This window comes from Jatrophihabitans sp., assembly GCF_036000465.1.
Lineage (GTDB): Bacteria > Actinomycetota > Actinomycetes > Mycobacteriales > Jatrophihabitantaceae > Jatrophihabitans.
This window is the reverse complement of the sequence record NZ_DASYFV010000046.1, coordinates 21,811-36,513: the sequence shown is the minus strand read 5'-3', so window position 1 is coordinate 36,513 and position 14,703 is coordinate 21,811. Positions and strand designations below refer to the sequence as shown.

The following is a 14,703-nucleotide window of genomic DNA, read 5'->3' as shown; positions in this document are numbered from 1 at the left end:
CGGCCCGGCACGACGACGGGCCCGGGGCGATCGCTGGCCCGGGCCCGTCGCGTCGGCGCCGGCTACGGCGTGATGTCGACGACCTGCGGGTCGTGGTCACTGGTCTGGTTGCTGTACTCCGCGTTGACGTGCACCACCTGGTAGTCGACGCCCGAGACCGCCGGCGAGACCAGGATGTGGTCGAGGACCTGCGAGACACCGTTGTAGACGTAGGTGTACTGCTGGTTCAGCGGCAGCGTGGTGATGAGGTCGGTCAGGATCGAGGGGCCGGTGCCGTCGGCCGTGCCCGTCCTGAGCACGGCGAGCGGCGAGCTGAACTGGTAGTCGTTCAGGTCGCCGACCACGACCACCCGGGCCGACTTGTCGGTGCCCAGGACGCTGTCGACGAAGTTGTGCAGCACCAGGGCCTGCCCGGCCCGCTGCGTCTGCGAGGACTCCTCGGGGTACTGGTAGCGACCGTCGGCGTTCTGGTCGCCGCCCTTCGAGTCGAAGTGGTTGGCGATCACGAACACGGTCTGCTTGCCGAACACGAACTCCCCGGCCAGGGGCTTGCGGCTGTCGTTCCACACCGGGTTGGCCGGGTCGACCCGGCCGGGCGACAGGGTGAGCGCCGCCTTGCCGTGCTGTTTGGTGACTGCCGTGCCGGTCGTGGAGCGGTTGACGGTCGCCGCGCCGCGGTCGACGAACCGCACCCGGGTCGGGTCGAACAGGAACGCGGTGCGGATGTTGCCGCCGGGCTGGCCGCCGTCCTTGTCGTTCACCGGGTCGATCGAGCGGGACTGGTAGTGCCGCCCGCCCGCGGCCGCGATCGCGTCGGTCAGCTTCGTCAGCGTGACGTCGGCGGCGACGGTGCCGTCGTCGGTCGAGCCGGTGTTGTCCTGGATCTCCTCGAGCGCCACGATGTCCGGCGAGGCGAGGTTGGTGACGACGCCGGACGCGAGCGCGGCGAACTTCGCCTCGGAGTCGCTCGGGGCCAGGTTCTCGACGTTGTACGTCGCGATGGACAGGCTCCCGGCCGGACCCGCGTGGGCGACGACCGGGGCCAGGTGGTTGTGCTGGACGGTGCCCAGCGAGCTGACCTGGATCGTGTAGCCCCCGAAGGACGACCAGTCCATGGCGCCGGTGGTGGCCCCGCCGATCGTGTCCCCGACGTCGAGACCGAGCTTCGTGCCGTCGAGCGTGGCGAGCTCGATGCGTCCCGAGGGGATCTGGTTCTCCCCGGTGAGCACGACCCCGCCGCGGTAGCCGGCCGCCTGGGTCGGCTTGGTCGTCACGTACTGCTCGCCGTAGGCGTTCGACGGGCCGACGACCCGGACGTCGTCGACCTCGACCCGCATGCCCTCGACGGACTCGTAGAAGTCGAGGGCCGAGCGGGCCGGCGTGATGGGGGTCGGCTCGATGGTGCCGCCGCCGAGATCCGGGGCGTAGGTGCCGGGCACGGTGTTCGGGCCGATGACGACCGGTGCGGGCAGGGCGTTCCCGGTCGAGACTGTCGTGACGGTCGGGCCGGTGAGCTCGGTGACGGAGAGGTTGGAGCTGTCGGTCCCGGCGTAGAACTCGCTCACCTTGCCCGACACGAGGACGGAGTCGCCGACAGCGACGGTCGGCGTGCTGCTCGTGAAGACGAAGATGCCCTCGCTGGTGGCCGGATCGGCGTCAGCGTTCGGGTCCTGCATCCAGAATCCCTTGGACGACCTGGTCCGCAGCGTGGTCACGATGCCGGGCACGTTGGTCACCGTGTTGCCGGCCTGGGGCGAGACGAACGAGCCGCCCTGGATGTCGTGGATGCGCAGCGGGCCGGGCGTGCCGTCGCCACCGCCGCCGGTGGTGCCGGCGTTCTCCGGGGTCGGGGCGGCGGCGGTGAAGTCGATGCCGTTGTTGTCGGTGTCGGCGCCGGTGGCGCTGCGCTGGGTGGACGTGGTGTTCGTCGTGGCGGGGGCGTCGGCCGCGCCCTCGTGGATGACGGCGGTGCCCCACCCGACCAGGTCGACGATGCTCGGGTCGGCCGCGCAGTCGGCGGCGGTCCTGCAGGTCAGGGTCGTGGCGCTGTTGACGAGCGCGACCGTGCCGGCCGTCCCGCCCAGGTTGATGCTGCCGGTGGCGTCGGGGGTCGGCAGGTTGTCGGTGCCGCCGGCGCCCGCGCTCTCCTGCACCAGGTAGTGGCCGCCGGCCGGGACGGAACCGGTCAGGGGGGTGGAGGACCAGGTCGTCGTCGCGGTCGGGCTGGCCGAGATGTACTGGACGCTGTAGCCGGTGAGCGCGATCGGCGCCGACGACCTGTTGACGAGCTCGATGAAGTCGTTCTTCAGGGTGGCGCCGTTGTTGCCGCCGCCGCCGTACGCCTCACCGACGACGACGCCGGTGGACGGGGCCGCCTGGGCCGCGCTGGTGATCGAGGCCATGGCCGCGACGAGTGCCGCCACGCCGGCGCCCGCGAGGGCGATGCGTGCTGTGGATGGATGCACGATGGTTCCTCCGGATTAGGATGGGTTTGGGCAGTGTGCACCACTCAGGCAACTTTCAGGTAGCGCGACGCGGAACACCGCGGTTCGCCAAAGCCGGGGCCGGATGCCAGGGTTGGGGCATGGTGTGCGAGTCGGCGCGGAGGCCACGATGAACGTCCTGCTGATCGGCCCTCCGGGATCGGGCAAGGGCACTCAGGGCGACCGGCTGGCCGAGCGGCTCGATCTGGAGCACCTGGCCGCCGGCGACCTGCTGCGGGCCGAGGTCGAGCAGGAGACCCCGCTGGGCAAGCGGGTCAAGGACATGATGCAGCGGGGCGATCTCGTGCCCGACGCGGTCATCATCGGCCTGCTCATGCCGCGCGTGCTGGCGGCGGCCGACGCCAACGGCTACCTGCTCGACGGGTTCCCGCGCTCGGTGGAGCAGGCCGTCGAGGCGCGCAAGCTGGCCGAGACCGCCGGTGCGACCCCGGACGCCGTCATCTACCTCGATGCACCCCGCGACGTGCTGATGCGCCGCATCCTGGCCCGGGCCGAGGTCGAGGGCCGTTCCGACGACAACGAGGAGACGGTGCAGAACCGGCTCCGGGTCTTCGACGACGCCACCAGCCCGCTGGTCGACTACTACCGCGACCGCGGCCTGCTGCACGTCGTGAACGCCGACCAGGACGAGAACGCCGTGACCGAGGAGATCCTGAAGGCCCTAGGCGTCAGCTGAACGACGAACGCGGTGAGCGCTCGCCCGGGAACGGCGAATCAGGTCAGTCCGGATCGGGCAGGTCGCGCTTCACGACCTTGCCGGCAGGGTTGCGGGGCATCTCGTCGATGAAGATGACGTCGCGCGGCACCTTGTAGCGGGCCAGGTTCTCCTTGACGTAGGCGCGGACGGCGTCCTCGTCGAGATCCTTCCCGCCGGAGCGCACCACGTAGGCGCGCAGCCGCTTGCCGTACTTCTCGTCGTCGACGCCGACGACCGCGGCCTCGCTGATGGACTCGTGGGCGCCGAGCAGCTCCTCGACCTCGGCCGGGAAGACGTTCTCGCCGCCGGAGACGATCATGTCGTCGTCGCGGCCGTCGACGAACAGGCGACCGGCGTCGTCGAAGTGGCCGATGTCGCCGGTCGACATCAGCCCGGCCACCGTCTCCTTGCTGCCGCCTCCGGTGTAGCCCTCGAACTGCATCGAGCTGCCCACGAAGATGCGGCCCGAGTCGCCGGCGGCGACCTCGTTGCCGTCCTCGTCCAGCAGCTTGATGGTGGTTCCGGTCGGGGGCCGGCCGACCGTCCCGGGCGCCTCGCGCATGTCCTGGGGGGTCGCGATGGTGGCGTAGGCGACCTCGGTCGAGCCGTACAAGTTGTAGACGACGTCGCCGAGCAGATCCATGGTCTTGGTCGCGAGCTCGGACGACAGGGCCGACCCGGACACCGCGATGACCCGCAGGTCGTCGAGGTCGCGGGAGCCGAGCTCGTCGTCGCCGAGCTCCATGAAGCGCGAGAGCAGGATCGGCACGGTGATGAGGGCGTCGGCCCGGTGCTCCTCGAGGGCGTCGAGGGTCCACTTCGGGTCGGCCTTGCGGGTGACGACGAGGGTGTTGCCCAGGCCGAGGGAGAGCATGGAGCTGAGCAGGCCCCAGGCGTGGAAGGCGGGGGCGGCGAGCACGATGCGGCGTCCGGAGCGCAGCGGGATCTTGGACAGGTAGCCGCCGGGCAGCGCGAGGGACAGCGCCATGTCGCGCGGGGCGCCCTTCGGGGTGCCGGTGGTACCGCTCGTCAGCAGCACGATCTTCTGCTTCGACGACGGGCGCGGCGGGCGGGCGGTGCTGCTCGACTCGATCAGCTTCTCGAGCCGGGTCTCGCCGGACGCAGGGTGCGCGCCGTCGACCCAGGCGACGTACTTGCCGCCCGAGGGCTCGACGGCGTCGGCGACCTTGGTGAACTCCTCGTCGTGGATGAGCGCGGTGACGCCCTCGCGCTCGCAGACGTCGGCGAGCTGCGGGCCGGCGAAGTCGGTGTTGAGCAGCAGGGTGTGTGCACCGAGCTTGGCGCCGGCGAAGATCGCCTCGAACAGCCCGCGGTGGTTGCGGCACAGGATGCCGAGGCCGTCCTTCGACGAGACACCCTTGTCGCGCAGGGCGTTCGCGAGCGCGCTGCTGCGGGCGTCCAGCTCGCCGAAGGTGACCTCGCCGAGCTCGTCGATGATCGCGGGGTGGTCGCCGTACGAGGCGGCGGCGAGGGCGATGGCCGCCCCGACCGGACCGAAGCCCTCGAGGCAGCGCAGCGTGCCGATGAACTTGTGCGGCGGGGTGAGAACCACGCCGGGCCCGCGGGCCTCGAGCAGCGTCATCGCGAACCGGGCCTCCAGGCTCGCGCGCTCGAGGGCCAGGCTCGCCGTCTTCAAGATGTCCACGTGTCTGTACTACCAGCGCGCCGCGGGATTCGCGCGCTGTGATCGTCCCGCTCACGTTGTGGCAGCATCGCCGTCGTGACCTCCCCCGCAGCAACCGTCGGTGTCGTCGTGCTCACGATGGGCGGGCGGCCGAAGGAGCTGGAGCACTGCCTCACGAGCCTGCTGGCGCAGGACGGGGTCACCGACGTGCTCGTCGTCGGCAACGGCGTGACCCCGCAGGGCCTCGACCCGCAGGTGCGCAGCCTCGCGCTGGCCGAGAACTTCGGCGTGCCGGGCGGGCGCAACCGGGGCGCGGCACACGTGACCACCGACCTCATCCTCTTCTTCGACGACGACGCCTGGATCGAGCAACCGGGGCTGATCGCCGGCGTCATCGACCTGTTCGCGGCGCAGCCCCGGCTCGGTGCGGTGCAGCTGCGGATCGTCGGTGACGACGGCACCACGATGCGGCGCTGGGTGCCCCGGGCCCACGTCGGCGATCCGGAGCGGTCCGGTCCGGCGTTCGCGCTGGCCGAGGGCGTCACCGTCGTCCGGCGGGCGGCCTTCGAGGAACTCGGCGGTTGGTACGACAAGTTCTTCTTCGGCCACGAGGGCGTCGACTTCACCTGGCGGCTGTGGGACGCGGGATGGGAGGCGTACTACGCGGCCGAGTTCCCGGTGCGGCACCCGTCGACCCTGGCGACCCGGCACGCCGCCTTCTACCGGCTCAACGCGCGCAACCGGGTCTGGTTGGCCCGGCGCAACCTGCCGTGGCCGCTGGTCGTCGTCTACCTGTTCGTGTGGTCGGGCATCACGAGCGCGCGCCTGATCCGCCGGCCGACCGCGCTGCGCACGTGGTGGCTCGGCTTCGTCGAGGGCTGGCGCACCTCGCCCGGACGGCGCGCGCCGATGCGGTGGGCGACGGTGCTGCGGCTGGCCCGGCTCGGCCAGCCGCCGATCATCTGATCAGTCGGTCAGGCGTCGTGAGAGCAGGATCGCGGCGAGGTGCCCCGCGGCGAGGACGACCGCGAGCGGCAGCATCACGATCGTCCAGGCCCGCAGCACGTGGTGGCCGCCGACGATCTCGTCGACGACCGCGAACACGAGCGTGATGAGCGAGAACTCGAAGGCGACGAAGGCCCGGAAGAACGGGAACACCTTCAACGAGCGACGCACCCGGGCCAGGCCGCTGACCCGTACCGCCGCGACCGAGGCGTCCTCGGAGAGCAGCGGCAGCCTGGCGTAGCCGCGGGCGACGTGGATGAGGTCGCCGAAGGCCTTGTTCCACAGCACGACCACCGAGGTGACGGCGCCGAGCGTCGTCCAGCCGCCGATCGAGGTCAGGCCGCCGTCGACGTGCACGCCGACCGCGAGCGGCAACAGTCCCTCGGTCAGGTAGTGGCCGATGCGGTCGAGGTAGACGCCGGCCGGCGAGGTCTTCTTGGTCACGCGCGCGACCTCGCCGTCGCTGCAGTCGAGCAGGATCTGCAACTGCAGCAGCAGGTGGCAGATGAGCACGGCCCACCACGACGGCCACACGAGCACGGCCCCGGCGCCGATGCCGGCGAGCGTCATCATCCAGGTGACGCCGTTGGGCGAGACGCCGGTCGGCAGCAGCATCCGGGTGACGTAGATGGACATCCGGCGCAGGTAGAGCGAGCCGGCCCAGTGCTCGGAGTTGCGCCGTCCCATCACCGACGGCGGCTGCGCGAGCGCGCGCAGCTCGGCCATCGTGAGCTTCGCGGGGGCGGCGGGGACAACCGGGGGGGTGGCGGGCACGGCGTTCACCTTGCCCGGCCGGACGGGCCCGGAGCAAACCCGGATAGCCTGGCCCGGTGCCCGAGAACTCCGCCGACCGACCGCCGGCGCTGAGCATCATCGTCCCGGTCTACAACGTCGCCGACTACCTGCCGGCCTGCCTCGACTCGATCCTCGGCCAGGACTTCGAGGACGTCGAGATCATCGTCATCGACGACGCCGCCACCGACGCCAGCCCGGCGATCATCGACGAGTACGCCGCGAAGGACGACCGCGTCGTCGCCGTGCATCTCGAGGTGAACGGCGGCCTCGGTGCCGGCCGCAACCACGGCACCGACCGCGCTCGGGGCGAGTACCTGATGTACGTCGACAGCGACGACCTGCTGCCCGACGGAGCGCTGGCCCGCATCGCCGGACGGATCGAGGCGGCCGGGCACCCGGACGTCGTCATGTTCCGCTTTGCCCGCACCTATCCCGACGGCCGGACGGTCGACGACGCCCGATCGGCCATGATCGCGCCGGAGGAGGTCGTGCGGCTCGAGGACCGGCGCGACCTGCTCGAGATCATGCCCTCGGCCTGGAACAAGGTGTACCGCCGCGAGTTCGTGCTCGCCCACGGTTTCCGCTTCCCCGACCGCACCTACGAGGACATCCCGTTCGCCTTCCCGGTGCTCATGGCGGCCGACTCGATCGCCACGCTGGACGCGAGCGGCTACCTCTACCGGCAGCGGGACGGCGGCGGCAGCATCCTCACTTCGTCCGGACGCCGCCATCTCGACCTGTTCGTGCAGTACGACCGGCTGTTCGAGTGGCTCGACGCGCATCCCGAGTGCGAGCAGTGGCGGCGTCCGCTCGTCGACCGGCTGACCCGGCACGTGCCGACGGTGCTCGAGACCGACGACCGCATCCCGCCCGACATCCGGCGCCAGTTCTTCCACGCGGCCTCCGAGTCGTTCCGCCGGCACCGCCCCGCGAACTACCGGCCGGGCGGCCTGGCCGGCGTGAAGGTCCGGCTCATCGAGCGCGACGACTACCGGAGCTTCCGGGCGGCCCAGCTGGCCAACCGGTTCGCCCGCCGGCTCAAGTCGGCCCGGAGCCGCTGATGGCCGCCCCGGTGCGGATGGTGCCCGCCGACATCGAGGTGCTGCCGGCCGCCGGCTGGGTCGTGTTCGGCGAGGACGTGCCGGCCGCCGCGATGGCGCGCATCGGCCACGCCACCGCCGAGGACCGGGTGCTCGTCATCGCCCGTCGCGGCACCGGCCGGAACCGCGAGGTCGACCTCGCGAGCACGCCCGTTCCGCTGGACCGCGCGGTCGTCGCCTTCCGGGCCGACCTGCTCGGCCGGCTGCGCCCGGATCGCGACCTCGACCCCGACCTCGCGCTGGCGTTGCTGGTGGCCCGGTACCTGCTCACCGCGCCGACCGGCGAGGCCGCCGTCGTCCCGCTGCGCACCCCGTCGGCGGCGGCACCGGACTGGCAGCGGCCCGAGCGCTACTCCGTCGCCCCGGCCCGCTGGGTCGAGCTGCTGGCCGAGCTGGACGACGTCCCGCCGTGGTTGCAGCATCTCGCCGTCGACCAGCTCATCGCCTATGTGCGCGAGGACGGCGCGGTGTACATGACCACCGCCGCCCTTCCCCCCGAGGTCACCGGGGCATGGCACGCGGCAGCCGCGGCGATCCTCGAGCACGTCGACGACGAGATCATCCGGACCCATCCGGCGGCGGGCGTGACCGACGCGATGCGTCTCGCCCTGCTGCTCGGCCTGCGCGGGCGTCGCGGCCACGGGCGGGTGCACCGGCGGCGGGACGCCGCCCGCGGCCTCGACCGGGTGAGCTACCTGTTCTCGGGTGCGCCTCCGCCCGAGCGGGTGGTCGGCACCCCCGGACCGGCGAAGGTGCGGCGGGTCGACGTCCTGGGCCGGGACCTCCTCGGCGAGCGCATCGTCTGGGTGCCGTCCGGGGCCGACGTCGAGGTCGGGCCGGACGGCCTCGTCGAGCTGCCGCCCCCGCCGGCCGAGTCCCGGGTGGCCCGGGCGCGCCGGGTCGTGCGCCAGCAGCGGGGCATCGCGCCCCGGGTGCTGCGCGATCTGCGGATCCGGCGCCGGGCGCGGCGCCACGAGTCGGTCGAGCGCTACCGCGATGCCTGGCTGCTCATGGACCGCGACAACGCCGCGCAGGACAACGCCGAGCACCTCTATCGCCATCTCCGGGCTCACGAGCCGGACGTGAACGCGTTCTTCGTGCTCGCCGACGACAGCCCGGACTGGCCCCGGCTCCGGGCCGAGGACTTCCGGCTCATCCCCTTCGGGTCGGACGAGCACTTCGTGGCCCTGCTGCACTGCGCCCAGCTCGCGTCGTCGCAGGTCGACAGCTACGTGGTGAACCCGTTCCGCGGCCACCTGCTCGGACCGGTCGGTTTCAGGTTCACCTTCCTGCAGCACGGCGTCACCAAGCACGACCTGTCGCGCTGGCTGAACACGAAGCCGATCGACCTGTTCGTCACGTCCACGCCGGACGAGCACGCCGCGATCGCGGGTGACGGCTCGCCCTACGTCCTCACCGACCTCGAGGTGCGAATGACCGGGATGGCCCGGCACGACCGGCTGCACCGCCTGGCCACCGGCACGACCGAGCGCACCCGGCTCCTCGTCATGCCGACGTGGCGCCGCGAGCTGCTGGGGGCACAGACCCGCGGAGGGAACCAGCGCGAGCTGCTCGACTCGTTCTGGACGTCGGACTACGCGCTGGCCTGGCGGCGGTTCCTCGAATCGGACCGGCTGCGGGCCCTGTGCGACGCGCAGGGGTGGGAGCTCGACTTCGTCCCGCACCCGAACATGCAGGAGTACCTCGACACCAGCCCGCTGCCGGCGCACGTGACCGCGTGGCGGTTCAGCGAGGTCGACATCCAGCAGTTGCTCGCCGAGGCGGGCGCGCTCGTCACCGACTACTCGTCGCTGGCCATCGACGCCGCGTACGCCGAGCGGCCGGTCGTCTACTACCACTTCGACCGCGACACCTTCTTCGCCGGCGCCCACCTCTACCGGCGCGGCGTGTGGAGTTACGAGCGGCAGGGCTACGGGCCGATCGTCACCACGGCCGACGAGGTGATCGACGCCCTCGAGCGCATCGCCGCCGACCGCGGCCCGGCCCCCGAGTACGCCCGACGCATGCAGCAGACGTTTCCCTTCCGTGACGGGCAGTGCTGCGCCCGCACCGTGGCGGCGATGCGGGAGTTCACGCCCCGGACGGAGCCGACATGACCTACGAGACCCTGACCCGGGAGCGCCACGGCGGCGCGATCGAGGTCATCACGCTCAACCGCCCCGATGCCGCCAACGGCCTCAACCCGCTGATGGCCCGCGAGCTGGCCGACGCGGCGGCCGGTTGCGACCACGACCCGAGCGTCAAGGTGGTCGTGCTCACCGCCACCGGCCGCTTCTTCAGCGCGGGCGGCGACGTGAAGGCGATGGCCGGCTTCGGCGACCGGACGGCGGCCGGCATCAAGAGCCTGGCCGACGACCTGCACCGGGCGGTGTCGACGTTCGCCCGCATGGCCGCGCCGCTGGTGGTCGCGGTCAACGGCGTGGCCGCCGGCGCCGGCTTCAGCCTGGCCCTGCTCGGCGACCTCGTTCTGGCCGGCGACACCGCCGCGTTCACCATGGCCTACACCAGCGTCGGGCTCAGTCCCGACGGCAGCTCCAGCTACTTCCTGCCGCGGCTGATCGGGCTGCGCCGGGCCCAGGAGCTGATGCTCACCAACCGCAAGCTGTCGGCCGCCGAGGCGCTCGACTGGGGCCTGGTCACCCGGGTCGTGCCCGACGCCGACCTGATGGCCGAGACGCTCGCGCTGGCCACCACGCTGGCCCGCGGCTCGTCGGACTCGAACGCAGCGATCAAGCGGCTGCTGCTCGAGACGTTCACCAACCCGCTCGAGACCCAGATGGAGCTCGAGGGCCGCACCATCGCCGGGTGCGCCGGCTCGGCGAACGGCCGCGAGGGCATCGCCGCGTTCGTCGCGAAGCGGCGACCCGACTACGTCTGACGCGGGTCGAGCGAGGCGTTGGCCCGGACGAGGTCGTCCGGGGTGTCCACCTCGACTGCGGCCAGCGCGCTGATGTCCAGCGCGGCGAAGCGCAGCCCGTCGTGCTCGATCGCGAGCTCGATGCCGCGCTCGAAGTAGTCCTGGTCGTCGACCTCGCTGAGGCGGCGCAGCAGTGCGGCCTTGTCGGCGGCCGCGACGTAGTTCACGCCGACCGCCTCACCGAGTCCGCCGGTCACCGACTTGGAGAGCTCCCGGATCCAGCCGTCGTCGTCGAGGGTGTACTTGACCTCCTCGTCGGCCACCGACTCGGTGTTCACCGCGACGAAGGACTGCTCGGCCTCGATGAGCGCGCGGGTCAGCTCGAGCAGCGCCGGGTCGAACACGACGTCGCCGTTGAGCCAGAGCACGCCCCCGACGTTGGTCGCCCGCAGCGCCCGCAGCAGGCTCTGCGACGTGTTCGTCTCGTCGTAGGCCTCGTTGTAGACGAAGACGGCGTCGGGGTGGGCCTCGAGGATCATCTCGAGCTTGAAGCCGACGACCACGTAGATCTGCGGGGTGTCGAAGGTGGCCCGGATCTTGGCCAGCTGGCTGCCCAGGATCGTGCTGCCGTCGCGTAGCGGCGTCAGCGGCTTCGGGTGCGGACGACCGAGCCGGGTGCCGCGACCCGCGGCGAGGATGGCCACCTGCTGGTTCATGCGCGTCCTGTTCCGTGGGTGCCGCGGCGCAGCCGCGCGCCGATCGCCTGCCGGGCGTCGGCGGCCATGCCGCGCAGGAAACCGCTGCCCCACGACAGGTGCATCGTGACGAGCGCGACCGGGTAGAGGGCGCCGGCCGCAGGACTCAGCCCCCGGCGGGTGAGCGCGGCCCCGCCGAGCACGACGGCGAGGTAGCCGCCGGGCACCGCGGCGGCCAGCTTCGCGACCAGCGGGCTGCGCCACACGACGGCGTCGACGGCGAGGGTCACGACTGCGGCACCGATGGCCGCGGTCGCGCCGGGGGCGGCGAGGTAGCGGACGCTCGCGGTGCTCGGGTACGTGCGGATGATCTGCCAGCGCCACGTACCGGATCCGCGGAACTGGGTGGCCAGCCGGCGGATGCTCGGGCGCGGCCGGTAGACGACCTGCAGCCGCGGGTCGAACCACACCGTCTCGCCCAGGTCGCGGATGCGGTGGTTGAGTTCCCAGTCCTGCGCCCGGGTGAAGTGCTCGTCGAAGCCGCCGAGCTTCTCCAGGACGTCGCGCCGGAAGACGCCGAGGTAGACGGTCTCGGCCGGCCCGGGCTCGCCGCCGACGTGGAAGGGCACCGAGCCGAGCCCGATCGGCTCGGACATCGCCCGGGCCACGGCGCACTCGAACGGGGTCGTGCCCTCGGGGATCATCATGCCGCCGACGTTGGCCGCGCCGGTCTCGAGCAGCACGTCGACGGCGGTCGACACGTAGTCGACCGGCAGCCTGGCGTGGCCGTCGGTACGGACGATGACGGTGCTCGCCGGCTCGACCGCGGCGATGGCGAGGTTGAGCCCGGCCGGAGTGCGCCCGGTGGGGTTGTCGACGACCGTCATGCCGTCGTGGGTGAGGGCGAGCCGGTCGGCGACCTCTCGGGTGCGATCCTTCGACGGGCCGATCGCGACGACGAGCGCCAGCGGGCCGGCGTAGTCCTGGGCGAAGACGCTCTCGACCGCCTCGGCGAGGTGCAGCTCCTCCTCGAGCGCGGTCATGATCACCGTCACCCGCGGCAGTTCCGCGGCGGCGGGGTTCTCGGGCATGGCCACGAATCTAGCGGCCTGCGGCTGCGGGACCTGACTCCCAGGCGCTGCGCACCATCTCGCGGAGGTCGTGGCGCGGCCGCCAGGTCGTACGCGACGTGATGCGGGTCGTGTCGGCCACGACGCTGGCCGGGTCGCCCGGGCGCCGCGCGGCGAACCGCGGCGTGAGGTCCACCCCGCTCACCTCGGCGGCGACGTCGACGACCTCGCGCACCGAGTGCCCGACACCGTTGCCGACGTTGAAGGTCTCGGCCGCGCCCGGCTCGGCCGTCGCCGCGACGGCCTCGACGTGAGCGGCGGCGAGGTCGGCGACGTGGACGTAGTCGCGCACGCACGTCCCGTCGGGTGTCGGGTAGTCGTCGCCGAAGATCAGCGGCGCATCGCCCCGCCGGACCGCCTCGAGCACGAGCGGGATCAGGTTGGCCGCCTTCGTCTCGGCCAGCTCGGGCGCGCTCGTCCCGGCGACGTTGAAGTAGCGCAGCGCGACGTAGCGCAACCCGATCGCCCGGGCCTGGTCCCGCACGAGCCACTCGCCGATCAGTTTGGTCTCGCCGTACGGGTTGGCCGGCGCGGTCGGGGCGTCCTCGGCGACCGGCTCGTCGCCGGTGTCGCCGTACACCGCGGCACTGGAGGAGTAGACGATGCGGTCGACGCCGGCGTCGGCCATGCCGGCGAGCAGCTCGGTGGTCGACGCGACGTTGCGGCGGTAGTAGCCGAGGGGGTCGTGCACGGAGTCCTCGACGACCTTGGCCGCGGCGAGGTGGACGACACCCTCGGCCCCGTGCTCGCGCAGCGTGCGCGCGACGAGGGCTCGGTCGGCGATGTCGCCGACCACGAGCGGGGCGTCGCCCGCACGGTGCCGTAGCCCGGTGCTGAGGTCGTCGAGCACGACGACGTCGTGGCCGTGCTCGCGCAGGCACAGGGCCACGTGCGAGCCGATGTAGCCGGCCCCGCCGGTCACCAGCCAGGTGCTCACGACGCGTCCGTCGCCATGTCGATCCCCGTCCCGATTCAGCTGAGCGACGAGCGTAGCGCCGCCCGGTTCCGGGCCCGCCGGCCGTGGCGGACGAGGTCGGGGCTGTGCTGTCGTACCGGATTTCCCCGGCGGACGACGAAGGCGGCCCCGCCGGAGCGAAGCCGCCTTGTGTCAGTGCATGAGTGGGCAAGGGGGGAGTTGAACCCCCACGTCCTTTCGGACACACGGACCTGAACCGTGCGCGTCTGCCATTCCGCCACTTGCCCGGCGCGCACCCGAAGGAACGTCTGATTGGCGACGTAACGCTAGCACGCGGCGGGGGGCGCTTTTCCGCCTGGCTGAGGGGTGCCCGATAGACTTGCTCGACCGCGTCTGGGACGTGGAATGGTGCATGCCCGGAACCCAGTCCGTGGCACGCCGCAGATCGAGTCGACAGAGGAGGACGCGCCGTGAGCTTGGCCCAGCGGTTCGAACGCCGCCTCGAGGGCCTCGTCGGCGGCGCCTTCGCCCGGGTTTTCAAGGGTCAGGTCGAGCCGGTCGAGATCGGCACGGCGCTGCAGCGCGAGGCCGCCGACAAGCGGAACGTGATGGGCAACGGACAGGTCATGTCGCCCAACCGCTACCGCGTCACGCTGTCGGCCTCCGACCACGAGCGCCTCGTCCCGTGGGAGAGCCAGTTGACGAGCTCGCTGGCCGAACTCGTCCAGGAGTACCTCGACGAGAACCATTGGGAGACGATCGGCGACATCGAGGTCTACCTCGCCCGCGACGACGACCTGCACACCGGTGTTTTCGGCGTGGCCTCGCGCATGGAGCCCGGCGCCCCGCCGCGACGCCGCCCGCACGACTCGCTGTCGCTGCCCATCGCCGGCAACCAGCCCGGGCAGTACGCACCGGCGGTCCCGTCGCCGCAGTACCCGACGCCCCCACCGCCGATGCCGCGGCCGCAGCCGCCGTTCCAGCAGCAGGGCAACGACGACCGGTACGGCGCGCCGCCCGGCCCGCCTCCGCAGCGACCCGGCAGCACGGCCGCGCTCGTCGTCGACCAGACCAACAAGCGCTTCGACCTGCGCCACGGCAGCAACGTGATCGGGCGGGGCACCGACTCCGACCTGCAGCTGCTCGACCAGGGCATCTCGCGCCGGCACGTCGACATCCAGTACGACGGCAACTTCGCCACCGCCTACGACCTCGGCTCGACCAACGGCACGACGGTCAACGGGCACGAGATCAGCAGCCAGATGCTGCGCCACGGCGACGTCATCCGGGTGGGGCACACGCGCATCGTGTTCCACCAGGAGCGCTCGTGACCCGGCG

12 protein-coding genes and 1 tRNA gene are annotated in these 14,703 nt (G+C 72.1%); 6 read left to right on the top strand and 7 right to left on the bottom strand.

Features of this window, described 5'->3' with window-relative positions; translation table 11 throughout:
- Nucleotides 1-62 precede the first annotated feature (62 nt).
- Complete coding sequence (locus tag VGN18_RS15230; protein WP_327540556.1) at nucleotides 63-2,465, bottom strand: endonuclease/exonuclease/phosphatase family protein; 2,403 nt, start codon at nucleotides 2,463-2,465, stop codon at nucleotides 63-65.
- A gap of 148 nt (nucleotides 2,466-2,613) precedes the next feature.
- Between VGN18_RS15230 and VGN18_RS15225 the strand changes: the two genes are divergently transcribed.
- Nucleotides 2,614-3,180, top strand: a complete 567-nt coding sequence (locus VGN18_RS15225) for an adenylate kinase (RefSeq protein ID WP_327540555.1) — start codon at nucleotides 2,614-2,616, stop codon at nucleotides 3,178-3,180.
- 43 nt (nucleotides 3,181-3,223) lie between these two features.
- Here VGN18_RS15225 and VGN18_RS15220 read toward each other — a convergent pair whose 3' ends face one another.
- Nucleotides 3,224-4,867: an AMP-binding protein gene (locus VGN18_RS15220; protein ID WP_327540554.1), complete on the bottom strand. Its 1,644-nt coding sequence runs from the start codon at nucleotides 4,865-4,867 to the stop codon at nucleotides 3,224-3,226.
- A gap of 75 nt (nucleotides 4,868-4,942) precedes the next feature.
- On the opposite strand from VGN18_RS15220, the gene VGN18_RS15215 reads away from it, so the two are divergent.
- On the top strand, nucleotides 4,943-5,812 hold the full coding sequence (locus VGN18_RS15215; protein WP_327540553.1) for a glycosyltransferase family 2 protein: 870 nt from the start codon (nucleotides 4,943-4,945) through the stop codon (nucleotides 5,810-5,812).
- Here the strand turns inward: VGN18_RS15215 and VGN18_RS15210 are convergent, their stop codons facing one another.
- Entirely contained in the window at nucleotides 5,813-6,625 is an 813-nt protein-coding gene (locus tag VGN18_RS15210; RefSeq protein ID WP_327540552.1) for a CDP-alcohol phosphatidyltransferase family protein, read from the bottom strand.
- Nucleotides 6,626-6,681: 56 nt separating this feature from the next.
- Here VGN18_RS15210 and VGN18_RS15205 point away from each other — a divergent pair, with 56 nt between their 5' ends.
- The 3 genes from VGN18_RS15205 to VGN18_RS15195 are packed head-to-tail and all read left to right on the top strand — an operon-like array spanning nucleotide 6,682 to nucleotide 10,645.
- Entirely contained in the window at nucleotides 6,682-7,707 is a 1,026-nt protein-coding gene (locus VGN18_RS15205; RefSeq protein WP_327540551.1) for a glycosyltransferase family 2 protein, read from the top strand.
- Entirely contained in the window at nucleotides 7,707-9,863 is a 2,157-nt protein-coding gene (locus tag VGN18_RS15200; protein ID WP_327540550.1) for a CDP-glycerol glycerophosphotransferase family protein, read from the top strand. The genes VGN18_RS15205 and VGN18_RS15200 overlap by 1 nt, the downstream gene beginning before the upstream one ends.
- On the top strand, nucleotides 9,860-10,645 hold the full coding sequence (locus VGN18_RS15195; protein ID WP_327540549.1) for an enoyl-CoA hydratase/isomerase family protein: 786 nt from the start codon (nucleotides 9,860-9,862) through the stop codon (nucleotides 10,643-10,645). The genes VGN18_RS15200 and VGN18_RS15195 overlap by 4 nt, the downstream gene beginning before the upstream one ends.
- On the opposite strand, the gene VGN18_RS15190 is transcribed toward VGN18_RS15195, so the two are convergent.
- The 4 genes from VGN18_RS15190 to VGN18_RS15175 form a co-directional block, all read right to left on the bottom strand.
- A complete protein-coding gene (locus VGN18_RS15190) occupies nucleotides 10,636-11,340 on the bottom strand; it encodes an NTP transferase domain-containing protein (RefSeq protein ID WP_327540548.1) in 705 nt (234 codons plus the stop codon). The genes VGN18_RS15195 and VGN18_RS15190 overlap by 10 nt on opposite strands.
- Entirely contained in the window at nucleotides 11,337-12,410 is a 1,074-nt protein-coding gene (locus VGN18_RS15185) for a glycosyltransferase family 2 protein (protein ID WP_327540547.1), read from the bottom strand. The genes VGN18_RS15190 and VGN18_RS15185 overlap by 4 nt, the downstream gene beginning before the upstream one ends.
- A gap of 10 nt (nucleotides 12,411-12,420) precedes the next feature.
- On the bottom strand, nucleotides 12,421-13,386 hold the full coding sequence (galE, locus tag VGN18_RS15180; RefSeq protein WP_327540546.1) for a UDP-glucose 4-epimerase GalE: 966 nt from the start codon (nucleotides 13,384-13,386) through the stop codon (nucleotides 12,421-12,423).
- Nucleotides 13,387-13,569: 183 nt separating this feature from the next.
- Nucleotides 13,570-13,652 (bottom strand) — tRNA-Leu (locus VGN18_RS15175).
- 183 nt (nucleotides 13,653-13,835) lie between these two features.
- Between VGN18_RS15175 and VGN18_RS15170 the strand changes: the two genes are divergently transcribed.
- Entirely contained in the window at nucleotides 13,836-14,696 is an 861-nt protein-coding gene (locus tag VGN18_RS15170; RefSeq protein ID WP_327540545.1) for a DUF3662 and FHA domain-containing protein, read from the top strand.
- The last annotated feature ends 7 nt before the right edge of the window (nucleotides 14,697-14,703 follow it).

Bases quoted from the DNA above. Each gene is read 5' to 3' on its own strand.
- VGN18_RS15225 (WP_327540555.1), top strand. From the start codon at position 2,614: ATGAACGTCCTGCTGATCGGCCCTCCGGGATCGGGCAAGGGCACTCAG.
- VGN18_RS15200 (WP_327540550.1), top strand. From the start codon at position 7,707: ATGGCCGCCCCGGTGCGGATGGTGCCCGCCGACATCGAGGTGCTGCCG.
- VGN18_RS15195 (WP_327540549.1), top strand. From the start codon at position 9,860: ATGACCTACGAGACCCTGACCCGGGAGCGCCACGGCGGCGCGATCGAG.
- VGN18_RS15190 (WP_327540548.1), bottom strand. From the start codon at position 11,340: ATGAACCAGCAGGTGGCCATCCTCGCCGCGGGTCGCGGCACCCGGCTC.
- VGN18_RS15185 (WP_327540547.1), bottom strand. From the start codon at position 12,410: ATGCCCGAGAACCCCGCCGCCGCGGAACTGCCGCGGGTGACGGTGATC.